Below are 23213 nucleotides of genomic sequence, written 5' to 3'. Positions count from 1 at the left end.
GCTTCTAAAATAGTGGTAAAAGAGATTCCTAACGGACGCCTGAGAAAACCGATTTTACATAGTAAACTCTGGCGCCCACATTCTTATTCTTATTCAACAACTCGCAGATTCACCAGTCTAGAGGTTAGCCACCTCAATCATCATCGCCGTATACATTTTTAGGTTCAGCCGAAACTGTTCAACGGTAATAAATTCATGTTCCGAATGCCCGGAATAAGCAACTCCAGGCATAGAGGGCCCAAAACTCACAGCATTAGGTAATAGCTTGGCATTGGTGGAACCACCAATCGCGACCGGCTCAGCCTTTTCCATACCGGTGAAATGACGAAAAACTTCTAGCAAAGGTTTCACGTGAGGAGCATCGTCTACTCGGTAGGGGTTCCCCAAAATCACTTTTGTATCTGCCAATGTGATACCCGAAAGTTCCTGCCATTCGGCCAAGGTAGAGTCAATCTCCTTTTCTAGCTGCGGGGCTGTTTTACCTGTGGGGCGACGCAGGTTGAGGTGGCTGATCAGTCCAGAGTCAGTCTCTTTCACCATGGTGACTGCCGCCGTCATTGGACCCATAAATGCATCGCGATAAGCGATACTGCCAAACTTCTCAGCCAGGACCCCTGTGCCCACCAAGTCATTCAGATAGTGCACCGTCGCACCAGCGGCATTGGCGGGCCAATCGTACACACTGAGCGCATCCGCAAGATAGGCGATCGCGTTTACCCCATGTTCAGGCTCTGAGCTGTGGGTAGCCACACCGCGGGCCAATACCTCTAAACTGCCATTACCGCTTTTAAACTCATATGAGACAAGCTTGTTCTGAGCGGCGCGCGCGCGGATAGCCGAAACTAGCTCAGCATTAACATTTCCCAGCAAAGCACGCGCCTCATCCGGCACCTGGCTGCGAAAATAGCCACCTGAGAAACTTTTTATATAAGGCTTATCGAAGTTCGCTGCCAGTACACCAGCAGTGGTGACTTGCACCTCACTCCAGCCCTTCTCGGCAGTCACTACCGGATAATTAGCGTCGATGGTGATGTTGTAGGCAGGGATTGGATAAGTTTTCAGGAATTCCTTGAGGGGCTCCCAGTCAGACTCTTCCGCCAAATAGATCAGAAGTTCAACCCTGCGCTTCATGGGCACCGCCTGATCCTTAATCGCTTTCATAGCATAAAGGGCCGTAGCGATCGGACCTTTATCATCCTCACTGCCACGGGCAATCAGCTTGCCTGGCTCACTTTCCGCATCCAACATAAACGGGCTTTTCTGCCACTTGGCCGGGTTGGCTGGCTGGACATCCCCATGGGTAACAATACCCACTTTCTCTGCCCCCTCACCCAGGGCAATTACCACAACATGGCCGAAATCCTGATACTCCAGCCCCAGCTCCCGAGCCTTATCCTGTAGAGTGTCCTTGAAGCCTTTAAACTCAGGGTTGCGTTCCAAAGGCAGGTCTTCGCGAGCTACCGTTTCAAAGCGTACCAAGCTCGCTAAGGTCTCAGTCATGGCTTCTTCATATTTTTCAACTGCATAGTCAGAAGTCTCCTGTGCCTGAGAAGACACACCAGCGACAACAGGTGCTGACAGGGTTGCAGAGAGAAACAGCGGTAAAAGAGCATTTCGTAACTTCATAAGCACCCCAGGTAAATAAAAGTGCCATTGTACATCTCCAGCCATTGGCATGACCCACCAATTCATCCCAGTCTCTGTGTTAATAATCTCCAGTCACAGTTTCCTGAGCCGAACCTATACCAATGCTCCACTGCTAAACTAATATCCTGGCAATGTAATAGGTGTTCCCAGGCCTCCTCAATCAGCACCACTTTAATATTCCTACAGTTGAATAAATCTGGCGATAATTCACGGCTTGATTGGATCATAGCCAGCAAATATGACTTCACTTATCACTTGCCAAGCCTATAAGCCACTTATAGTGGTTTTTCAGGGTTGCTAAAATTTGGGGAGCTTAACGCGAGGCTGGAGCAGCGCATGACCACGTCCAATGGCAAACATTTCCATCGCAAGCAATGGCTGAGTGTCCAGCAGGCCGTCAGCCACTTGAGCGCCCTAGCGGAGGAACCCCTAACCAGCATCCATCTTGCAGATTTAGCCGAGGAAAAGCTCCTCGATCTCTACTGGTATCGTCCGGGGCAGAAACTGACCTTTCTCAATCGCGAGGGGCAGAGAGAATTGATTGAGCCACTGCGCCTGTGCTCAGAGAACCGCAGTGACTGGCGGGCCCTTGTCGGTATCTTGCGACACAGCCCCGCCCTACCCGCTTATGAGCAAGACACCCCTCTACTCGAGGACGCCGAGGGCAATCGCCTGCGCATCACATTTGACTATCATCAACGCCCTGAGCCCTTCAGTGGCCGCTGGTACCCTAGCCTGGCAGAGCTGGTATTGAAGCGCAGCGACTTGGAGATGCTAGAGCCACGGCTGTTCTCCAGCCAGGAAACTGAAGACAAACTGGAGCGGCAGTTAATGCTCGACGTGATCTGGCAGCTTGAACAATTAGCCCTGGACCGCGAACATCACTCCACCAGCTGGCTGGCTGAGCAGCTGGCACAGCGATCTACAGCCCTGGACAGAGGGGCCTGCGAGCGCATTCTTCTTGCCGCAGAACGTGAGGGTAACCGGAGCCGCCCCCACTAACAGCACAATTATCGTGCTTTCTGTCTCTTTTATTCGTCACCTGAGCCTAATTGATCTCTCTCGCAAAGATTCCCTTCAGGCATTGGTCATAGACAACAAAAACGATACCCTAGCGCCAAGTTATAATCCGCTAACGGGGTGAATGCGAATGTAGCCTCTCCAGACCTTCTTCAAGCAGAAAGAAAAACCCTGGCGGGATTCGAGGCTAATCAAACCAGCATACTGAAGCCTCATCTATTTACCCGATCAATAAACACACTTGGAGAAAGAGCTTGCAAGCTCGTAACAACCAAAATAACTACGGCTGGGTCGCGATTATGCTGCATTGGCTAATGGCCCCAGCGATCATAGGCCTCTTTGTACTCGGCTGGTGGATGCGCCAGCTGTCCTATTATGACCCCTGGTATCAGCAGGCCCCCAGCATCCATAAAGGCATAGGAATTTTGCTATTGATTGCTCTGGTGCTTCGTTTACTGTGGCGTTCAGTGAATATCACCCCCAGGGCTGCCCCAGGAACGCCTCGATGGCAAGCACTCACTGCCAGTGGCATACACAACCTCATCTACCTGCTTCTATTGGCCATTATGCTATCGGGTTACCTGATATCGACCGCCGATGGACGCCCCATTGATGTATTCGGTTGGTTTAGCGTAGCGGCTACTATCCAGGGCATTCCCAATCAGGAAGACATTGCCGGGAGCCTTCACGAAATTCTGGCTTGGACCTTGATCATCTTGGTCAGCCTTCACGCCCTGGCGGCATTGAAGCATCATTTTTTCGACAGGGACGTAACACTTCGCAGGATGCTTGGGCTATCAGGCATGCCCACCCGTTTGAATAAGCAAAACACAGTTACAACCACAAAAAAGGAAATCTCCCTATGAAGAAGCTCACGGCCCTTCTTTTCGCTGCCCTGCTCGGCACCACAGCCCAAGCGGCGGAATATAAAATCGATACCAAAGGCGCCCATGCCTTCGTCCAGTTTCGCATTAAACACCTGGGATATAGCTGGCTCTATGGGCGTTTTGACGATTTCAACGGTTCATTCTTTTATGATGACAAGGCACCGGAAAAATCTACAGTAAACGTCAATATCGACGTAACCAGCCTTAACAGTAATCACGCCGAGCGCGACAAGCACCTGCGCGGTTCCGACTTCCTCCACACGGAAAAATTCCCCACAGCAACCTTCAAAAGCACCAGCTTTGAACCAACAAAAGACGGAAAGGCACTGCTCAAAGGTGAGTTAACCCTGCGTGGGGTAACCAAGCCGCTAACTATCGACGTTACCAACATTGGGGGCGGTAAGGACCCCTGGGGTGGCTACCGTCAGGGCTTCAGTGGCACTGCAGAGTTTGATCTGAAGGATTTCGGTATCGACTACAATCTGGGCCCAGCCTCCCAGAAGGTTGAAATGATTCTGGATATTGAAGGCATCCGTATCTAAACCTATTTAGAAACTCTTATTCCTTTGACAGCCCGATTTACAACAAATCGGGCTCCTATCCCTCAAGTACCCATTTAACACCACTTGGCAGAAACTGCCGCAAAAATGGCATTTTTAAGCGCTAACAGATCCATTAGATTAGTGCCAAATGGCCTACAGCTCCCTAAAACTAATACTTAAAGAATCTCTCAGCTTTAGCTAAATACTGGAGAAAAGACATCTGACAGCTAGCCCAGATGGCAATAAAGAAACTGCAAGCACTTAAAATTTTAACCAGTTCACAATTAGTAAGCACAAACTATTACGCTACTTTTGACGACAGCAAAGTTTTTCAGTGAAAATAGCAACCATTAGTAGTAGCAGTGATTACAATCATTCCACAGTAGGTATAAAGAACCTCAAACTTATTTACAGCCAGATCCCTAGTGAGCGCCCACTTCTCCCTTAGAGGGGGAAATAGCCAAACTCTCTTGGCCTTGTAGAGCGAATCTCAAAGAATCTGGACAATAGCACTTGTAGGTTACTTTTTATTGCTGCCGAGTGAGCAATCCCATCTGCAGCATTGAACTGCCAACAATTCTGGCAAGCAGCTCTAGCTCAGCGCCCGACGCAACCCGGAGAAAAAGGACAAGATAATGGCTTGCTTACAGCATCCAGATAGGGACCAACCCGTATACCTGATGGCACACCACACCATCGGCCGCCGTCAAGGAGCCGTGGATACCCGTATCACTAGTGCCGAAATCTCTGGTATTCACGCGGCCATTCAGTGGACCGGCACACATTGGAATATTCGCGATCTTAGTCGCAATGGAACCTGGTTAAATGGCCAGCAACTGGTTCCAGCCAAGAGCTACCCATTGCAAACCGGCGACAAGATCTGTTTCGGACGAGTCAATAACCCCGCTTGGATTGTCGAGAATCTCGATGCCCCGGAAAACTTGTTGATTGACCTGAAGACTGGTGAAGCCCAGCTACTGGAGCAATACCACCTACTGCCGGACGAGAGCGAGCCCCTCGCCAGCTTGCATTTCAGCCCCGTTACCGCCCAATGGCAATACGAGTTTACCGGTAGCACCGGCGAAGGGGGCAGCAAGAGCATGGTCAATCACGGGGATCGTATTGATTGCGGCCTGCAGAGCTGGCAACTGTTTCTCGCCGACAACCAAGGGGCAACCAAAGAACTCTCTTTACAGCAGTTATCCATTACAGATTTCGGCCTGCGCTTCTCTGTCAGCTCCCACGAGGAACATGTACAACTGCAGCTACAGCGAGAGGGTATGAAGCAGTCCCTGCCCGCACGCATTCACAACTACCTGCTGCTGTACCTGGCTCGAGCACGCTTCCGTGATATGCAAAATGACATGGATATAGATTCCCAAGGCTGGGTTTCCATCCAGGTAGCCACTCACGAACTGGGCATCACCGTCAACCACCTGAACACCCAGATTTTCCGCGCACGCAAGCAGATCTCTGAATCCTTGCCAGATGCCGTAGATACCTCAAACTTAGTAGAGCGACGCTCCTGGGAAATCCGCCTAGGCTGCCACCAGTTTGAAATCTATAAAGGCACTCAATTGGAAGCGAAGACTGAGCTGCAGGAAGCGTAATTTGGAGCTTAGGCCTTATCGCTATTCGTAGCTCAAAAGAATCGATCCGTACGTATAGCAGTCACGCTAAAGGTACGGATCTTATGCCCCCGTTGTTTGCCTTTATAAACAGCAAAGCCTTTCTTGACATATATGACTTTCCGCCAGAGTGAACTCACCTTAAAGGTTCACGTGCTGAAACTCTCGCATTTCTTTCCTTAAAATAAAGACTTTATAGACGTTAGGCACGTCTCTTTTTGCAACCGATGGCAATCCAAAAGAAATGGAATAACGTGAACCATTTCCTCTGAAATGGAGACAGATAGCTTCACGAAAATGTACTATCGGGTAGAATCCCCTATCCATCCGAAAAGAACTAAATACAATGGACGTAGTTGCGCTGGAGAAAACTGAGGTATATCAAGGTCGCTATAGGGTAGAGCGCACCCTTGGCGCCGGTGGTATGGGTGTTGTCTATCTGGCTGAAGACGTAAAGCTGGGGCGCAAAGTCGCCATCAAGCAACTGCGCTCTGATATGACAGGCAACTCCGCCGAAGCCCGTTTTCGCAGCGAAGCACAATTATTAGCCAGACTGAACCACCCCAACATTGTACGTCTGTACGATGTCCTGGAGGAAGACCATAATATCGCCCTGGTCATGGAATTGGTTGAAGGCGTTACCCTCAAAGAGTGGATACGCGAACGTACCGCCACGCTAGCTGAGAAACTCGATTTGCTGATGCAGATCTGCCAAGGGCTGGGCAAGGCCCACTGCCTGGGGATTATCCACCGGGATTTAAAACCTGAGAATATCCTGGTCACCAATGATGGTGTAGCCAAGATCACCGACTTCGGAATCGCCAAAGCTCTCGATTGCGACCAGCAACTCACCAGAGAAGACCATATCGCCGGCAGCGTGCAGGCCATGTCTCCTGAGCAGCTGCAGGGTACTACCCTAGATGCCCGTAGCGATCTGTTTAGCCTGGGCAGTATCGCCTATGAATTACTCTGCGGGCACAAACCGTTTGAGCGTGGCGATAAGAGTGCACTGGCCTTTGCCCAGCAAATTACCAGTAAGCCCCATATTCCACCGCAACAGGTCTGGCCGGAGATCCCCAAACCTTTAGCTGCACTATTAGACAGACTATTGGGCAAGCGCCCAGAACAGAGACCCGAGTCCGCGGAAAGAGTTTTTGAGGCCCTGGAGCTGGTGAGAAAGCATGGCATTGATGCAGACACTCAACAGTATTCGGAAACTGTCACCCAGCTATTAATTAAGCCACGTAGGAGACGAGGGCGTATTACCGCAGTATTAACCGGTATAGCCCTACTTGGATTAAGCATATTTTGGGGTTGGCGCACTTTTATGCAATTGCCCCCACAGTATATCGCAATCCTTCCCGTGGAGTTTAATGGCGAGGTGCGTGGTGGTGAAGACCAGGAAACCCTGATCAAGGCAATGGTTCGTCAAGCATTAATGGGTACTCCCGCCCGGCTTAAATCCAGCGCACTGTTCAGTTTTAATCCTTCCCAAAACTTAAGCCTTGAACAGCAGTTACAAAAACTGAAGGACAGGGGGGTTACTGATGCTCTTCGCGCTCGCCTGGATTGTATGCAATCTCGCTGTAATATCGAACTGCAGCGAATCAACCCAGCAGACTCACAAGTCAAAAAACAAACCGGTTTTGTTTTCCTCAGCTCCAAGCAACAGGAAGCTCAATATACGGTTGGCAACAGTTTACAGGAGCTTTTTCCTAACGCTTATCATGAAGGAGCGATAAATGACAGTAAGATGGAGCCGGCAGATTATGACATCTATCTGACAACGCTTGCCATGTATGGAATTAGTGCTTCCGCAAAAGGCCTTGACTTGACTGGCGTTGAGGATTTGATCCTTAAATACCCTAGGAATATAAACCTTTATTCTTTATATGCACGCATGGCTCTTACAAGCTACGGCGACACAAACGATAGAAAGTTTCTTACCAAGGCCCTCAGAATTCTTGCCAATGCGGAGGTGTCGGAATCTTATGAAACTACCATTCTTGAAGCGAAGCTGGCTCTGATGTCTGTCACAGCAGATAAAAAGGGGTTTGAAACAATATTAAAAAAACTACAAAGTAAAGGCCACCCTTCATCACACTTACTCGCGCAGTATTCTCGCTTCCAGTATCTACAAGGGGATTATATTCAAGGGTTAGACTACGCCAAGCAAGCCGCAGAGCTCAACCCATCCTCAAATAATCTATATTTAGTTGCTATCAATCAAATGGCAACAGGCAATTATAAAGCAGCCAAAGAAGTTTTAACTGAGCTAATTCAAGGCTCCCCAAAGTATTGGCCCACCTACGCACTATTAGGAGTTATTGAGCTTGAGAATGGAAATTTCAATCTTGCTGAGAAAGCCATACTAGCCATCCCTCAGGAAAACCGAAGCTGGAGAACAAAAGGTAACCTGGGCACAGTTGCTTTTTTTCAATCAAAATATCAACAAGCACTAGATGTTTATATGGATATTTTAGAGTCGTCTCCCGAAAATGTACAAATGCATTTACAAATTGCAGAAACCCACTTGATGCTCCTAAACGAAGAGGGTGCTAAAGAGCACTTCTTAAAGGTAATGGAACTCACTTCAGAAGCTACAGACCTCGAAACAAAAAAGTTCCGTTCCCTAGCACTTGGCTATTTAGGCGAAACAGCCAATTCTATTAGTCTAATCAAAGAACTCCTAAGAGAGTCGCCTGATAGCACTTATATAAAGTACTACGCGGCGCAAGTTTATGCACTTGCCGGGGAATGGCAGTCCGCAAATTATCATATTGAACAACTGCTGAACCAGGGAATGGATGCGAAGTGGTTTAACCTTCCATCACTTAAGCAACTTTGCACCCAATCCCATGGATCAGAGAAAACACTAGCGACCATATGTCCTTAGGGCTCCTCACCACCCTTTCCAGGAACAGGGTCAACACCAGCTTCGGGGTCTCCGGAAACAAAGTGCATCCCCGTTTCTGGATCGACACACATCCATAGGAAATTAAAGCGATCCGGAATCTGCTCTTTATCCTTGATTTTAATAATTAACTTGGTGTAATCCCCATCCACCTGCCTGGCGCGAGCACGGAACTGGTGCCGAAAATCCGGGCTCAGCGCAATAATGCCATCTAACTTTTGGCTCTGCTGGTAACGCACAAACTCCAACTCGCGCCCCGACACCTCTGATAAATCCAGGGTAATTCTCAGAACAACCACACCACCCTTGTGGATCTTGAAGCGCATATTGCCAAAATGCTCCTCCGGATTATCGGCATTAAACAGCGGCCAGTACTGCGGCTCACCATCTTTTTGCTCTCTGGGCCGCAAAACCAGATCCAGCTTCAAGCCCTCTTCAGGTACCTCGCACTCGAGTACGGGTAAATCGGCACAAGTGCTCATCGTTCATCCCCTTGTAAGCATTTGTTATTTGGTGTCATCCTAAGACGTTTTTATTCGTGTAAAATACGTCTGTGACTGCGTCATGATAACCAGTTCAGCTCTGAAAAAAAGCCGGCAGTATAGCCACTGCCGGCCCGGAATGATGGTCCCAACCATCGACGGTTACAACAACACTATCAAGAGCAAAATTTGGCATCCGTGCCTCGGGCAAGCTCATCCACAAGGTCCGACTAAGACTCTGCACCCGTCGGTTCCAGCTTGTCCGCTCAGCTTGCGCTGATTCTTCCCGCTTCTCGCACCTCCGACAGTGCGAGAATACAAAATCCATCCGAAATGTTGTGGGGGCTGCCCATCCGTGGCAGGGAACCGCTTTCACAATCTCCCGTACCCCCTCAACTGGTAGCTACTTTACGAATTCGGGAATTACAGGTCTATCACGGCCAATTACAAGGAATTACACGCCAAGTATTTTATCCTTTCTCTTAGGCTGTTAGAGTCATCTAATAACAAAAAGAATCACCTGATGAGGATACGATGGAAGCGAATCTCGAAGATGTAAAAATTCTCTCTCCCCGACGCAACAGCACCGAGGCCACTAATATTGCGGAGCTTGCTCGGGAGCAACTCCAGCATTTTTGTATTGATCAGGAGTCAGAGCACGGGCGTTTACTGGAGCAAACTGCGGCGCTGTTATATCAGGCACAGGGCAACTTAAATCAGCTGTGGGGCCAGATAAGCGAAACCCTGAACCGATTGGATCGGTCCGACAAAATTGCCTACTTCAATGCCAAACGCTTTATGAGTTTCCAGCTGGCAAAATTATTGGACACCCTTCAAAATCCGTTGCGCGCCAGCTTTCAGAGTCTGCAGGGAGATGATTTCAATATCACCACCCGAGGTGGCTACCCACTGTTCGATAATATCCCGGCGATTTTTTCTGCTACGCCGGTGATTGCACGCACCGCCACTTATATCTATGCCTGTACCGAGTGGGTAGACGACGCCTTCCGCGGCCGTGAACCCAGCCACGATATTTACTCTCGCCTACTCAACCCCACCTCTATCTCCCTGGCCAACGCCATTGTGGATTTGGAGTGCGGACCGGCAGCCAATGAGTATATGGCCTGGAACTTCAATTCCGGTATGGCCGCCATTGACGCACTACTCTCCAATCAGCTGCGCCGCGACGATATTTTAATCGTCTCACGCAATATCTATGGCGGCGTACACCAGCTCTTACAGGATTTTTATGCTCGACCAGACAAACTGGCGATCCAGCTGGTTTGGTTTGACGGCACCAGCGGTAAAGACTTCGAAAAACTACTGGCCGACACACAGCGAGATTACGCCGATGCCCTTCAGCAAGGCTCCAAGCTCCACGTCTATATCGAATCGCCCTGCAACCCCCACGGTATCATGTTGGACGTACCCGCTATCTGTAAGGCTGCACACCAGGAAAATATTCTGATCAGCCTGGATGCCACCCTGGCCACCCCCTTCCTCTACCAACCACTGCGACGCCAAGATCGCGAGGAGCGTCCAGACTTTGTTGTGCACTCCTACACCAAAGACATTGGCGGCACCGGTGCCGCAACCGCTGGCGTGGTGATTGGGGAAAACCACCGTATGTTTATTCCCAAGGGCGACAGTGCCAAGGGGCTGAACTGGGATCAGTGCATGTTCTGGGATGTGTATTACATCAAAGGCGCTTTCCTAGATGCGGATAAAGCCTGGGAGGTGCACTGTGGTATGCGCACTTTGGAAATGCGTATGTTGACCAAGTGTATCAATACCCAGTGCCTCAGCCATTTCTTCGCCAGTCACAGCAAAATTCGTGTGAACAGCCATGCGGTGGAAAGCCATCCGAACGCGAAGCTACGCAAAGCCTTGATGCGCTATCAGCTGCCAACCCCATTATTTAGTATTGATATGGAAGCGGCACAGATTCCCACTGAGGCTTTCAAGAGTTTCTTCGATGCGCTGGAGCCCGCGTTTGGACAGATGGTAAGCTTGGGGCAGACCAATACCATGGTACTTTGCCCCGCTCTTACTTCTCACTCCGAACTTTCTCCTCAGGCCATGGAAGCGGCGGGTATATTCGCAACCACAATCCGAATATCGGTGGGAGATGAAAATATGGCTCAGCTAGCGGCTCATGTGATCAGCTGTGCGCGCTTACATCTTGACCCGGTCAGCCCTGGATTTAGTGAGGGCTTTATCTCACCGCAGGAAGCGGATGCTACCTTCACCCGCTTCTATCTGGAATCACATAAAAAAGTTGTAGAAGCACAACCGAAAATCACCGACTACCTATAAAAATCTGAAAAGCGGGCGCACAGTAATTATCCCCTGCCGTGGCCCGCTTGTTGCACTACCCTATATCCCGTAGTATCACCGCTTCTGTCCATAATTTAATCAAACAAAATGCCGAATTTTTCTGCCCACTTTCTGGCCTGGGTGCTCTTCTGTCTCTCAACTCTGGCGCTGGCACAGGGATATGAGCAGCTTTACAGCGACTATCGCGGTAGCCTCTATCAAATACGCTTAATTGAAAAATCTTCTAATTCGAAAGCCGGGCTCGGCTCAGGATTCCAGATTTCCGCCGATGGTCTACTCGCCACCAATTACCACGTTGTCGCGCAAGCAGTTAGCGATCCGGATAAATATATACTGGAATATCTTTCAACCGATGGCACCAAGGGCACCCTGGAGCTCCTGGATATCGATGTCGTCAATGACTTGGCGCTACTACGCCAGGACAAGCCCGGCAAAGAATACTTGCAACTCGCCACCGAAACCCCAAAGCAAGGCGAAACCATAGTCTCCCTCGGTAATCCTCTGGATCTTGGGATGACCCTGATCCCAGGCACTTACAACGGTATCGCCGGAGGCAGTTTTTACGATCGTATTCATTTTGCCGGTTCTATTAATCCCGGCATGAGTGGTGGCCCGGCTATTAATACTCGCGGCCAAGTAGTGGGGATCAATGTGGCAACTGCCGGTAACCAGGTAAGCTTCCTGGTTCCGGTGGATAAACTGATCAACTTGTTAAAGCACTTCCATCAACGCAATGTAGCACTGGACCTACAAAAGGTCACCTACCAGCAGCTACTCGACAATCAACAGCGTATTATCGACTCCATACTGGAGGCGGACTGGCAGCGCCGCTCCCTCGGCGAGGCCAAGGTTGTTGGGGAAATAGTGCCCGCCATTAAGTGCTGGGGCAACAGTGAGGAAGATAGCGACAATCCTATTAAACGCATCGATAAAGGTTGTACTGGGCAGGATGTGATTTTTCTCTCCGACGACTTTAACACCGGTCGAGTGGAGTACGAGTTTTTCTGGCTCGAATCTGAAGGTCTTCTACCGGCACGCTTTTATGCGGAATACGAGCATCAGATGAGCACTTTTTATCCTGGCAACAGTGCCGGTGAAGAGGATGTCACCAACTTCCGCTGCCGCCAGAACTTTACCTCCCAGCCGCGCAATGGCAATGGCCCCGTATCCAAACCAGAGCGCAGTAAAAAACCGCTAATTAGCCGCACCAGTTACTGTGTAAGACGCTATAAAAACTTCCCCGATCTGTACGATATCTTTTTCTTGAGCCTCAGCGTGGACCAGAAGAATCGCGCGCTGGTCAGCCACTTTACTCTATCCGGCTTTACCCGGGAGTCTGCCGACGCCTTTGCCGAGAAGTTCACGAGCGAAATCCAATGGCACTGATAATTGAAGAACTCAACCGCGCTCACCGGGTGCAGGTGCGCTACCGAATGAAAGGTGAAAAGTTCACCCTGGGCCGCGCCTATAGCAACGATGCAATCTTGGAAGACATCCACACAGATGGGCGCCATGCAGAAATTCGTCGGGAAGAAGATGGCAGTTATATTCTGCACGATTTGAATACGGTGAATGGCAGCCAGCTACTGGGGAATCTGAAAGACCGATCGGTTAAGCCGGGGGAGATTTCCTCCCATCAGATTACCTCTGGGGATCTAATACAATGTGGTAAGTCGCGCTTACGAATATTTAATTGCGATGACGATGTTGCCGAGGCCACCCCTCTGCATTCGCTGGAAAATCTGTTTGCCAGCCTATCCAACCCTCTGTACGCTACCCTCCTGGTACTCGCCGTAGCTCTGTCCACGGTACTGCTCAGCTACCTCGGCTACGCGCGTACTTATCAGTGGACCATCGCAGTCAACATCTTAGTGAGTGCGGTGATTGGCTTGGTGATTTATGCGGGTGCCTGGGCTTTTGTAGGCAGGGTGGTCCGCCACGAAACACACTTTTTTGCCCACCTTTCCATCGCCGCTATGGGCGTACTCACTTACGCCGTCTGGGAGTGGTTAGGCAGTATACTGAATTACAACTTCGCCATAGGGGATACCATGGAGGTTCTGGACTTCCTGGTACTCGCTGTCATTTTGCCCACTATGCTCTGGTGCGCTTGTTATCTGGCCACCAACCTAGGGCGCGCCTGGCGCTGGGCGGTAGCACTAGTACTGCCGCTCGGCTTTTTAGGCCTCAGTCTGGTGGAAACGATCAGCTCGATCGATGACTTCCGAGAAACACCGGCGCTCTCCACTGAGCTCAAATACGATAATATGTTGTTGCGTAAACCGGTGCCCATGCAGGAATTTATCACCGGTTCGGCCGCACTATTTGATATTCCTATCAAAAAAGAAGAGCCGGAAAATGAGAGCAAGGAGAGCTCTTCCGCAGAAAACGAGAACGTAGAGGTAGAGCAGTGAATACAGTGTTTTGGAGCCCCGGCCTGGAACAGTTGGAACCTTACACTCCCGGTGAGCAGCCCAGCGGTACAACTCTGATTAAACTGAACACCAACGAGAACCCCTACCCCGCTTCGCCCCGAGCACTGGCACTATTGGCACAGAAAGATTTTGCCGACGCCCTGCGTCGCTATCCCGACCCAGAGTCCTGTGAGTTGCGCGCAGCCATTGCCACGCGATATGGACTGAATGACAGGCAGGTTTTCGTCGGTAATGGTTCTGATGAGGTTTTGGCGCTGAGTTTTTATAGTTTTTTCCGCCGCAACGAACCCTTACTGTTTCCCGATATCACCTACAGCTTCTACCCAGTGTACTGCCAGCTTTTCGACATAGAGTCCCGCAGTATTCCCCTCTCAGAAGACTTTAGTCTCAATGTAGAGGATTTCTCGGGTACTGCCGCTGGAATTATTATCCCCAATCCCAACGCCCCGACAGGACGCCACTTATCACTCGATAGAATTGAAGCACTACTGCAGCTACAACCAGAGCGAGTGGTGATCATTGATGAAGCCTACATCGATTTTGGGGGGGAAAGTGCCACCCAATTGATCGAGCAATACCCCAATCTGCTGGTCATTCACACCCTGTCTAAGTCTTATGCTCTGGCAGGTCTGCGCCTCGGCTTTGCTATGGGGCAGGAACACCTGATTGAGGGGCTGCTGCGCGCCAAGAACTCTTTCAATTCTTATCCTATCGATGCCATCGCACAGGAAGTGGCTACTGCAGCCATCCGCGATAGGGCCTGGCATGAAAACAACTGCAGCAAGGTTGTCGCCACACGCTCTCGCACAGAAAAGGCACTGCTTGAACTGGGGTTTGAAGTTATACCTTCCAAAGCGAATTTCATCCTGGCGAAGCCCCCTGCCCCTGGTGCCGAGGCCCTCTACCTGGCGCTGCGCGAGCTGGGCATTCTGGTGAGATACTTCAATAAGCCCCGCATCAGTGAATACCTGCGTATCTCTATTGGCACAGATCAGGAAATGGACCAACTGATAGGGAACTGTAAAGAGATACTTGCGTCACAGAGCTAGTAAACTGTCAGTCTATACTCGTCGGGTCCGCGCCCAGCGCAACCCGACCACCAGACTTATCGGTAACTAGGGATTTATGTCTCTCTTATTTAATCGCCCCAAACTGTTCGCCAATACCAAGCTCTTCGCCAGCGCTCTGGTTCTAGCCACCGCCATCCTGAGCTATCAGGCCCAGGCCAACCCCTGGGAGGAGAGTGAGAGCCCCAGCGCACAGAACCCAGCCAGCATAGGCACCTATACCAATGGCTGCCTCGCAGGAGGAGAAACCCTGCCTCTACGTGGCGAAGGCTATCAACTGGTGCGCACCGGCCGCGATCGCCACTTCGCCCACCCGGACACCATCGCCTTCCTCAAGGACTTTTCCCGGAGTGTCGCACGGAATAACCTCGGCAGAATACAGATCGGCGATATGTCCATGGCGCGAGGTGGTCCCTTTGGCAGTGGAGGGCACAGTAGCCATCAGACCGGCCTTGATGTGGATATTTGGTTTTCACAAGACAAGCGCGCTGCAGAGCGGGCACTGACAGAGTGGGAGCGCGATAATATCTCCGCGATACCTCTGGCCGATACCCGCGAACATCGCTTGGTCAAAGAAAATTGGGACGAACGAGTCCCCAAGATCCTGCGTATGGCCGCAGAGGATCAGCGGGTAGAGCGGGTTTTTGTCCATCCCACCATCAAGCGTCACTTATGTGAAATTTCGGGCACCGACAATGAATGGCTGCGCAAAGTACGCCCCTGGTGGGGACACAATTACCACTTTCATGTGCGGCTTGCCTGCCCGGCCGGCAGCAGTGACTGCAAGCCTCAGGCTCCAGTGCGCACCACACCCTGCGGGAATGACCTGGACTGGTGGTTCAGCGAAGAATTCTACGCAATACTGAACGGCACTAAGGCCCAGCCGACAAAACCCAAACCCAAGACGATGCCGCAGCAGTGCCAGCAGGTTTTACTGGCACCTCCAGCTGGCACCACGATGGAATAACTTTATGATCAACACCTTGCTTATCTGCGGCGGTGGCAGCAGCGAGCACGAAGTGTCCTTGCGCACCGCAGATTTTATTGAAGGACAATTGGCCGAATCTGAAGATATCGCCCTGATGCGAGTTGAGATGGATGCTAGCGGTTGCCTGACTGATAAAGAAGGTCGCGTCTATCATATCTTTTACGATGGCAAGATTCGCGATGAAGCCGGCAATGCCTGGGATGTCGATTACGTTATCCCAGCAATTCACGGTTACCCAGGAGAAACTGGCGACCTGCAATCCCAACTCGAGATGTTCGGCATCCCCTATTTCGGTTCAGCACCGGAGGCGAGCAAAATTTGTTTTAACAAGATTAAAACGAAAATGTGGCTGAGCGCGCTAGGGATCGATAACACCCCCTATCTGTTTCTACACAGCCTGGAGGCTGAAGAGTTGAGTAAGGCCCACGCCGCACTGGAAGAGTGGGAAGCGGTCTTTATCAAAGCTTCAAACCAGGGTTCCTCGGTGGGCTGCTTTAAAGTCAGCCATAAGGAAGATTTGGAAGATGCAATCGCAGAAGCCTTTACCCTCTCATCCTATGTATTGGTAGAAAAAGCCCTCAATGCCCGCGAACTCGAGGTGGCAGTTTACACTTATGGCGAAGAGCTCATAGCCACTCGTCCCGGTGAGGTCCGCGCGCCAGCAGATACTTTTTATACCTATAAGGAAAAATATGCCGCAGGCAGTCGCGCCGAGACGTTTATTAAAGCTGAGGGTCTGAGCGAAGAGCAATTGGCTTGGATTCAGGAAGTTTCGATACGTACTTTTAAGGCCCTAAAGCTGAAAGATCTCTCTCGCATCGATTTTTTCCTAACAGACGAAGGGGAACTCTACCTAAATGAAGTCAATACTTTCCCCGGAATGACCCCCAACTCTATGTTCCCCAAAATGATGCAAAACCATGGCCATGATTTTACTGAATATCTGACGGGTCAAATTCGTTCCGCGGTAAAACAATCGCTTAAATAAATACTACCTTGAACCCCACTCAGAAAATTGACATTAAAAAAAGGGGCAATAGCCCCTTTTTTTAATGTCAGTAAACGAAACACAACTAGTGCAACAACCAATCCTGTTGCCGTCTACGGGAAAATTGGCTGCGCAGAAACTCCATCTGATCCCCGCGAATCCGCTCACTATTAATCAAAGCCAGATATTCTGCAGCATTGGGACAAAAGGGCAGAGCCAGTAATTCCATATCAATATCTTCAAGTAAAAAATTGCCCTTATGCTGATTACAGCGGCGACAGGCTGTGACCACATTTTCCCAAGAGTCCATCCCTCCCTTCGACACAGGGATAACATGATCTCGAGTTAGCTCAGCTGACTTAAAAATACTTCCGCAGTAGAGGCAGGTGTGCACATCACGAAAAAAAAGTGCGCGGTTTGTAAGCGGCGGACGGTTGCGTGGCCGCGCCATTCGAGCACCGCCACAGGCGATAATTGATGCCAGATCCAAGGCCGAACGCTCTCCATTCCGATTAAACCCGCCCCTTACCCTCTGTACTATGCCCCCCAAAGACCAGGTAACCAGATCCCGGACGTATAAACAGGAAGCCTCCTGCCAAGTGAGCCAGTCCAATGGCTGTCCCGCCAAATTCAGGCGCAAAATGCGTGCTTGCATGACTTCGCCTCCCCGCAGTTAGACAGAAGAAACCGGCCTACTACTACAACTAACCAAGCGGATGCTTTTCCGGCACTCAAATATCTGATTTGACAAGCTGCCTGGAAGAAAGAGATAGACAAATAAGCCTGAACATGAGAGTCCAGTTTGGATAAGGCGTTAAAGTGATAAAGGCGATAACCCGCTGATGATTTCAATGGCGAGAGGACAAGAGTCCGGCAGTGAGAGAATGCCAGAGCGTAAACGGGCACTGCTAATGATTGATTGCTGAATGCGCCATCCTCCACCGGCCCGAGCAATAATGGCCGACCTCTCATCATTAAAGCGGATAAATATTACAAATTCCAGATAGAAGCAGACCTGCCTTACAAAAAGTAACGACCGTGAATAATTAACGATTAGAGAGAGCGAAGATTAAGTAAAAAATTACTATTAAAAGTTATTTGAACAAATATAAAGTCTTCGAGCATGTAAAACACCGCCCAGGCAATCCGGCCCGGGCGGTGCGTCTCACAGGATGGTGCCCATATCCTTAGGGCGAGCGGCGCATTCCTTTTATCCTTTGCCGCAGAGTTGCAGTCCCTTTTGCGTCCCTGCCAGTTAATTATGGACATCAGGCGAAAAAAGAGTAGGGGTAATCTGCTGAATTTTATGTAAGACATATCTCACAAGGTGAAATATTTCTTTAATAAATGAGAGGGAGACTCGATGAGTACACTGTGCTAAAACGGAGCTCAGTGCATGAGCGCGGCCACTATAAACACCTTTATTTCAAGTTCAATCGAAACAGGGAAAAAGACGTTGAAATATACGCTAATTTTTTTGCTTATCTTCAGCGCCGTTGTTTCAAGCGCCTTCACAGCAGTCTCTTCGGGTATTAGCGTTCCCTGGCGCCAAATCATTGGAGGCGCGAAAACCAGCGAGCAGGAGGTCACTCAAAATTTAACAGCCGCCACTGGCTATCAACTACAACTATTTACAGATAATGTGCCCAATGCTCGCTGGCTGGCAATAACCCGTTCGGGGGATATCCTCGTATCCCAACCCAAGAAGGGACAGGTTTCCCTATTAACCCCCGATCGTAACGGTGATGGACGCGCCGACAGCCAGCGCATCTTAATTGGAGACTTAAACCGCCCACACGGACTTCTACTGCATGAGAACTGGCTATATATAGCGGAAAGCGATGCTGTAGGCAGAGTGCCCTTTGATCACTCCGATGCCCGCCTGGCAGGGCGTTACCAGAGAATCGTCAAAGGCTTGGCAGACAGCGGCCACTGGACCAAAACCCTTGAAAAGGGACCGGATGGCTGGCTGTACCTCAGTAGCGGTTCCAGCTGTAACGTCTGTGTAGAAAAAGATCGTCGACGCGCCAGTATTATGCGCCTGCGTCCCGATGGCAGTGACCTCAAAATATTCGCCACCGGCCTGCGCAATAGTGTGGGGTTTGACTGGTCACCCAAAGATGGCGGCCTCTATGCCACAGATAATGGTCGCGATTGGCTGGGTGACAACCTGCCACCCGATGAGCTCAACCTTATCCAAGCCGAAAAATTCTACGGCTGGCCCTATGCCTATGGTGACCGGGTACCGGACCCGGACTTTATCGACGATGAAGACCCCACCATCAAAGAAATGATTGCCGCTTCCCTCCCCCCTGTACACGAGTTCGCCGCACATAATGCCCCTCTAGGCATCCGCTTCCTGCGAAGTCCGGAACAACCGACAGGTTATCGCGGCGCTGCCTTAGTAGCACTGCACGGTTCCTGGAACAGAAGCGTGAAAGATGGTTACAAAGTGGTATCTCTACACTGGGATGAAGGCGGGAAAATCACCCAGCGGGATTTCCTCTGGGGCTTCCTCAGCAACAACCGCAAGGAGGTTTTTGGCAGGCCAGTGGCAATTGCCGAAGATGGCAAGGGCAATATTTATATATCAGACGATTACGCGGGGGCCATCTATCGTCTCTCACCCACCGCTACCCCACAAAAAGTAAAGTTATCCGCGGAGAGAACACCTACCACACCTAGGGTACCCAAAAAACCACCACCAACCGATGCCACCGCCGCGCGCGAGGGAAGAGCGCTATACCTGAGCCACAATTGTGCGCAGTGCCACCAGCAACAGGTACCATTAGCAGGGCTCAACAAAAAGTACACCGTGCAAAGCCTGGCGGACTATTTTGATACGCCAACCCCCCCGATGCCCAGATATGATTTCACCGAGGAGCAGAAAAAAGCATTGGCCCACTACCTGCTTTCAAGGGAAGCTTTGCAATAACTCCCTCTTACCCCTTACTCCATGCCAATTGACCCCTGCCGCGCCAGCGGCTAAGGTTGCCCCGCAATTACGAGGCGATGCTATGGCGGCAAAGAAAAAATCGGCAAGTTTTGAACAGAGCCTGGAGGCTCTTGAAGAATTAGTAGAACGCCTGGAGGCAGGAGACCTGCCCCTGGAGGAGGCCCTGGCCGACTTTGAACAAGGGGTCAAACTCACCCGTGAGTGCCAGAAAAAACTCGCCAGCGCCGAGCAAAAGGTCAAAATGCTGATGGAGGAGAACGGTAGTATTCGCGAGTTGCCGTTCGAAGCCGATAACTCCTCAGGCGATTCCTAAGTGAGCTCCCCTACCCTGCCCGCCGAGCTGAGTGCATTCCTCAAGGATTCCTCTCAGCGTGTCGAAAGCCGTCTCCGCGACACGCTGACAGAATCTATTCCCGGTGCCAATAAGCTCTTTGAGGCCATGCGCTATGCCGCACTGGGCCCTGGCAAACGCCTGCGCCCAGCACTCGTGTACGCCTGTGCCCAGGTCTTCCGTGGGGTGGATTTTGATCCTGCCAGATGCGACGCCAGCGCCGCTGCCCTTGAGTGCGTCCACGCCTATTCACTGGTGCACGATGACCTGCCAGCCATGGATGATGACGATCTGCGCCGGGGCCGTCCCACTTGCCATATCGCCTACAACGAGGCCACCGCTATTCTCGCCGGTGATGCACTACAAACCCAGGCATTCGAACTGCTGTTGGCCGATAACACCGAACCCGCATTGAAGCTACTACTTATTGCGGAGCTCTCAAAGGCATCTGGCAGCCGGGGAATGGTTGCAGGTCAGGCCATCGACCTGGATTCTGTGGATAAAACCCTCACCCTAGCACAACTAGAAGCGATGCATCGCCTGAAAACTGGCGCCCTTATTCGCGCTAGTGCGCGCATGGGCGCGCTGCACGGTGGTGCTACCAGCGACCAACTGGAAGCGCTAACCCTCTACGCAGAAGCCATTGGCCTGGCTTTTCAGGTACAGGACGATATCCTTGACGTCACAGTAGATACTGCCATTCTGGGTAAAACTCAGGGCGCAGACGCCCTTCTCAACAAACCGACTTATGTCTCCCTACTGGGGCTCAAAGGCGCAAAAGAGAAGCTCCAGGGCTTGCGCGGGGAGGCTTTAAGTGCCCTTTCAACACTGCCCGGCGATACACTACTACTGAAGCAGCTGGCCGATTATATCGTCCAACGCGGCCACTAAGTCGGGATCTCTACCCCGTCATTGGGATGCAATATGCCCTTCACAGGCATACAATCCCCTTCACAAATACCATCTGTAGCAATTGAACCGTTTGATGCTCGAAGAAATTCCACGCACACGCCCGCATACGCCGCTGCTTGACGTCATTGACGAGCCGGCACAGCTGCGCGCACTCGATGAACGCCAACTGCCCGAACTCGCCAACCAGTTGCGCGAGTACCTGTTGTATTGTGTCGGCCAAACCGGCGGACACTTCGGCGCCGGTCTCGGTGTGGTGGAGCTGACCATCGCCCTGCACTATATCTACAACACGCCAGAGGACCGCTTGGTCTGGGATGTGGGCCACCAAACCTACCCTCACAAGATACTCACCGGCCGCCGCGAGCAGATGCTCACCATGCGCCAGCAAGGCGGCTTGTCAGGCTTCCCCAAGCGCAGTGAGAGCCCCTACGACACCTTCGGCGTGGGGCATTCCAGTACTTCTATCGGTGCCGCCCTGGGAATGGCCCTGGGTTCCCCCGACGAGCGCAAAGTCGTGGCGGTGATTGGCGACGGCGCTATGACCGCTGGCATGGCCTTCGAAGCACTCAATCACGCATCTCACACAGGCCGGGATATGTTGGTTGTGCTCAATGACAACAGCATGTCGATCTCTAAAAATGTCGGAGGCCTGGCTACCTACTTCGCCAAGATTCTTGCCAGCAAAACCTATCTCAATATGCGCGAGGGCAGCCGCAAGATTTTATCGGCTATTCCCAAGGCCTGGCAGTTGGCGCGCCGCACCGAAGAGCATGTTAAAGGCATGATCACACCCGGCACTCTGTTTGAGGAACTGGGCTTCAACTACGTTGGGCCACTGGATGGGCACAACATGCACGATCTGGTGCACACCCTGCGCAACCTGCGCAGCCAGCCCGGTCCCCAGCTACTGCATATCGCCACTACCAAAGGCAAAGGCTTTGGTCCGGCTGAAGCCGACCCGGTGGGTTACCACGCATTGAACAAGCTGGAGCCAGAGAGCAAAGTCCAGGTGGCTGTGCCGGGCAGGAAGAAGCTGCCCAAGTATCAGGATATTTTCGGCCAGTGGCTGTGTGACACCGCCGAAAAGGACGAGCGCCTAATCGGAATTACCCCCGCCATGTGTGAGGGCTCTGGCATGGTAGAGTTTTCCAAGCGTTTTCCAAAACGCTTCCAAGACGTAGCTATTGCCGAGCAGCACGCCGTTACTCTTGCTGCCGGCCTCGCCTGCGAGGGCCAAAAGCCGGTTGTGGCCATTTACTCTACTTTCCTACAGCGCGGCTATGACCAAATGGTGCATGATGTTGCTATCCAAAACCTGGATGTCACCTTCGCCATCGACCGCGCCGGCCTTGTAGGTGAAGACGGCCCAACCCATGCAGGCAGCTTCGATCTGACCTTTATGCGTTGCTTGCCCTACCTCGCCATCGCTGCACCCAGCGACGAGAACGAATGCCGCCAATTACTCTATACCGCATACAAGTACGAGGGGCCCGCCGCTGTGCGCTATCCCCGCGGTACCGGTATGGGCACCGCAATAGAAGAAGAGATGCGCGAGTTACCTATCGGTAAGGGCCGCCTACTGCGTAAAGGCAGCGGCGTGGCCATTTTGAATTTCGGCACCCTACTCGCTCCCGCTACGGCAGCGGCTGAGCGCCTGGGCGCCACTCTCGCCGATATGCGCTGGGTCAAGCCATTAGATGAAGAGCTGATTGATGAACTGGCCGACAGCCATCAGTTGCTGGTCACCATCGAAGAAAATACCGTCGCCGGAGGTGCTGGCAGCGCCGTTATGGAGTATCTCAACAGCTCTGCGCGAACCCTGCCCGTACTGCAACTAGGCCTGCCGGACCGCATTATTGAGCACGGCAAACACAAAGACCTACTCGCAGAGATAGGCCTCGATGCCGGCGGCATTGAGGAACAAATCCGCCGGCGCCTGCAGCTGCTTAACCGGCACAATTTTAACGACCGCGCCGCAGCCGCAAACTAACCATAAGGGCCCGATAACCATCTGGGATATCGGGTCCTGAACCACAACTCAGCCGCTTACTATTGATTTGACGATACCGCGTGACCTAG

General features: G+C 51.4%; 18 protein-coding genes. 15 read left to right on the top strand and 3 right to left on the bottom strand.

What is annotated here, in order from left to right; genetic code table 11:
• Nucleotides 1–117: 117 nt before the first annotated feature.
• The gene (locus ACJJIC_RS06230; protein WP_444910518.1) at nt 118–1626 is read right to left on the bottom strand and encodes a dipeptidase; all 1509 of its coding nucleotides are present in this window, start codon (nt 1624–1626) and stop codon (nt 118–120) included.
• Nucleotides 1627–1983: 357 nt separating this feature from the next.
• Between ACJJIC_RS06230 and ACJJIC_RS06225 the strand changes: the two genes are divergently transcribed.
• The 5 genes from ACJJIC_RS06225 to ACJJIC_RS06205 all read left to right on the top strand — a co-directional run bounded on the left by ACJJIC_RS06225 (nt 1984) and on the right by ACJJIC_RS06205 (nt 8620).
• Entirely contained in the window at nt 1984–2649 is a 666-nt protein-coding gene (locus tag ACJJIC_RS06225; protein WP_444910519.1) for a hypothetical protein, read from the top strand.
• 272 nt (nt 2650–2921) lie between these two features.
• Nucleotides 2922–3533, top strand: a complete 612-nt coding sequence (locus tag ACJJIC_RS06220; RefSeq protein ID WP_444910520.1) for a cytochrome b — start codon at nt 2922–2924, stop codon at nt 3531–3533.
• Nucleotides 3530–4096 (top strand): YceI family protein, encoded by a 567-nt coding sequence (locus ACJJIC_RS06215; protein ID WP_444910521.1) that lies wholly within the window; start codon nt 3530–3532, stop codon nt 4094–4096. The genes ACJJIC_RS06220 and ACJJIC_RS06215 overlap by 4 nt, the downstream gene beginning before the upstream one ends.
• A 635-nt stretch (nt 4097–4731) precedes the next feature.
• Entirely contained in the window at nt 4732–5706 is a 975-nt protein-coding gene (locus ACJJIC_RS06210; protein WP_444882770.1) for an FHA domain-containing protein, read from the top strand.
• Between the two features lie 364 nt (nt 5707–6070).
• Complete coding sequence (locus ACJJIC_RS06205) at nt 6071–8620, top strand: protein kinase domain-containing protein (RefSeq protein ID WP_444910522.1); 2550 nt, start codon at nt 6071–6073, stop codon at nt 8618–8620.
• Here the strand turns inward: ACJJIC_RS06205 and ACJJIC_RS06200 are convergent.
• A complete protein-coding gene (locus ACJJIC_RS06200) occupies nt 8617–9120 on the bottom strand; it encodes a hypothetical protein (protein WP_444910523.1) in 504 nt (167 codons plus the stop codon). The two genes, ACJJIC_RS06205 and ACJJIC_RS06200, sit on opposite strands and share 4 nt — an antisense overlap.
• Nucleotides 9121–9654: 534 nt before the next feature.
• Between ACJJIC_RS06200 and ACJJIC_RS06195 the strand changes: the two genes are divergently transcribed.
• The 6 genes from ACJJIC_RS06195 to ACJJIC_RS06170 all read left to right on the top strand — a co-directional run bounded on the left by ACJJIC_RS06195 (nt 9655) and on the right by ACJJIC_RS06170 (nt 16935).
• Nucleotides 9655–11436: a trans-sulfuration enzyme family protein gene (locus tag ACJJIC_RS06195; RefSeq protein WP_444910524.1), complete on the top strand. Its 1782-nt coding sequence runs from the start codon at nt 9655–9657 to the stop codon at nt 11434–11436.
• A 108-nt stretch (nt 11437–11544) separates the two neighbouring features.
• A complete protein-coding gene (locus ACJJIC_RS06190) occupies nt 11545–12843 on the top strand; it encodes a S1C family serine protease (protein ID WP_444887207.1) in 1299 nt (432 codons plus the stop codon).
• Nucleotides 12834–13871 carry an FHA domain-containing protein gene (locus tag ACJJIC_RS06185; protein ID WP_444910525.1) on the top strand — a complete coding sequence of 346 codons (1038 nt, stop codon included), beginning with the start codon at nt 12834–12836 and terminating at the stop codon, nt 13869–13871. The genes ACJJIC_RS06190 and ACJJIC_RS06185 overlap by 10 nt, the downstream gene beginning before the upstream one ends.
• A complete protein-coding gene (gene hisC, locus ACJJIC_RS06180) occupies nt 13868–14941 on the top strand; it encodes a histidinol-phosphate transaminase (protein ID WP_444910526.1) in 1074 nt (357 codons plus the stop codon). The genes ACJJIC_RS06185 and hisC overlap by 4 nt, the downstream gene beginning before the upstream one ends.
• A 76-nt stretch (nt 14942–15017) precedes the next feature.
• Complete coding sequence (mepA, locus tag ACJJIC_RS06175) at nt 15018–15926, top strand: penicillin-insensitive murein endopeptidase (protein ID WP_445356615.1); 909 nt, start codon at nt 15018–15020, stop codon at nt 15924–15926.
• 4 nt (nt 15927–15930) lie between these two features.
• Nucleotides 15931–16935: a D-alanine--D-alanine ligase gene (locus tag ACJJIC_RS06170; protein ID WP_444910528.1), complete on the top strand. Its 1005-nt coding sequence runs from the start codon at nt 15931–15933 to the stop codon at nt 16933–16935.
• Nucleotides 16936–17020: 85 nt separating this feature from the next.
• Here the strand turns inward: ACJJIC_RS06170 and ACJJIC_RS06165 are convergent, their stop codons facing one another.
• Nucleotides 17021–17590, bottom strand: coding sequence for an HNH endonuclease (locus ACJJIC_RS06165; protein ID WP_444882779.1), 570 nt, complete (start codon nt 17588–17590; stop codon nt 17021–17023).
• Between the two features lie 801 nt (nt 17591–18391).
• Here ACJJIC_RS06165 and ACJJIC_RS06160 point away from each other — a divergent pair.
• From ACJJIC_RS06160 to dxs, 4 genes are all read left to right on the top strand, one after another.
• Complete coding sequence (locus ACJJIC_RS06160) at nt 18392–19870, top strand: DUF7133 domain-containing protein (protein ID WP_445356614.1); 1479 nt, start codon at nt 18392–18394, stop codon at nt 19868–19870.
• Nucleotides 19871–19952: 82 nt separating this feature from the next.
• On the top strand, nt 19953–20204 hold the full coding sequence (locus tag ACJJIC_RS06155) for an exodeoxyribonuclease VII small subunit (protein ID WP_444882781.1): 252 nt from the start codon (nt 19953–19955) through the stop codon (nt 20202–20204).
• Nucleotides 20205–20219: 15 nt separating this feature from the next.
• A complete protein-coding gene (locus ACJJIC_RS06150) occupies nt 20220–21113 on the top strand; it encodes a polyprenyl synthetase family protein (RefSeq protein ID WP_444910975.1) in 894 nt (297 codons plus the stop codon).
• A 94-nt stretch (nt 21114–21207) separates the two neighbouring features.
• The gene (dxs, locus tag ACJJIC_RS06145) at nt 21208–23124 is read left to right on the top strand and encodes a 1-deoxy-D-xylulose-5-phosphate synthase (RefSeq protein WP_444910531.1); all 1917 of its coding nucleotides are present in this window, start codon (nt 21208–21210) and stop codon (nt 23122–23124) included.
• Nucleotides 23125–23213 lie beyond the last annotated feature (89 nt).

This window comes from Microbulbifer mixtoriginis (SeqCode) (assembly GCF_052468275.1).
The sequence above is the reverse complement of the archived record's forward strand: the minus strand, read 5'-3'. Positions and strand labels throughout refer to the sequence as shown.

Coding starts and splice junctions, on each gene's coding strand:
- ACJJIC_RS06230 (WP_444910518.1), bottom strand. CDS start 1,626: ATGAAGTTACGAAATGCTCTTTTACCGCTGTTTCTCTCTGCAACCCTG.
- ACJJIC_RS06225 (WP_444910519.1), top strand. CDS start 1,984: ATGACCACGTCCAATGGCAAACATTTCCATCGCAAGCAATGGCTGAGT.
- ACJJIC_RS06215 (WP_444910521.1), top strand. CDS start 3,530: ATGAAGAAGCTCACGGCCCTTCTTTTCGCTGCCCTGCTCGGCACCACA.
- ACJJIC_RS06210 (WP_444882770.1), top strand. CDS start 4,732: ATGGCTTGCTTACAGCATCCAGATAGGGACCAACCCGTATACCTGATG.
- ACJJIC_RS06205 (WP_444910522.1), top strand. CDS start 6,071: ATGGACGTAGTTGCGCTGGAGAAAACTGAGGTATATCAAGGTCGCTAT.
- ACJJIC_RS06200 (WP_444910523.1), bottom strand. CDS start 9,120: ATGAGCACTTGTGCCGATTTACCCGTACTCGAGTGCGAGGTACCTGAA.
- ACJJIC_RS06195 (WP_444910524.1), top strand. CDS start 9,655: ATGGAAGCGAATCTCGAAGATGTAAAAATTCTCTCTCCCCGACGCAAC.
- ACJJIC_RS06190 (WP_444887207.1), top strand. CDS start 11,545: ATGCCGAATTTTTCTGCCCACTTTCTGGCCTGGGTGCTCTTCTGTCTC.
- ACJJIC_RS06185 (WP_444910525.1), top strand. CDS start 12,834: ATGGCACTGATAATTGAAGAACTCAACCGCGCTCACCGGGTGCAGGTG.
- mepA (WP_445356615.1), top strand. CDS start 15,018: ATGTCTCTCTTATTTAATCGCCCCAAACTGTTCGCCAATACCAAGCTC.
- ACJJIC_RS06170 (WP_444910528.1), top strand. CDS start 15,931: ATGATCAACACCTTGCTTATCTGCGGCGGTGGCAGCAGCGAGCACGAA.
- ACJJIC_RS06165 (WP_444882779.1), bottom strand. CDS start 17,590: ATGCAAGCACGCATTTTGCGCCTGAATTTGGCGGGACAGCCATTGGAC.
- ACJJIC_RS06155 (WP_444882781.1), top strand. CDS start 19,953: ATGGCGGCAAAGAAAAAATCGGCAAGTTTTGAACAGAGCCTGGAGGCT.
- dxs (WP_444910531.1), top strand. CDS start 21,208: ATGCTCGAAGAAATTCCACGCACACGCCCGCATACGCCGCTGCTTGAC.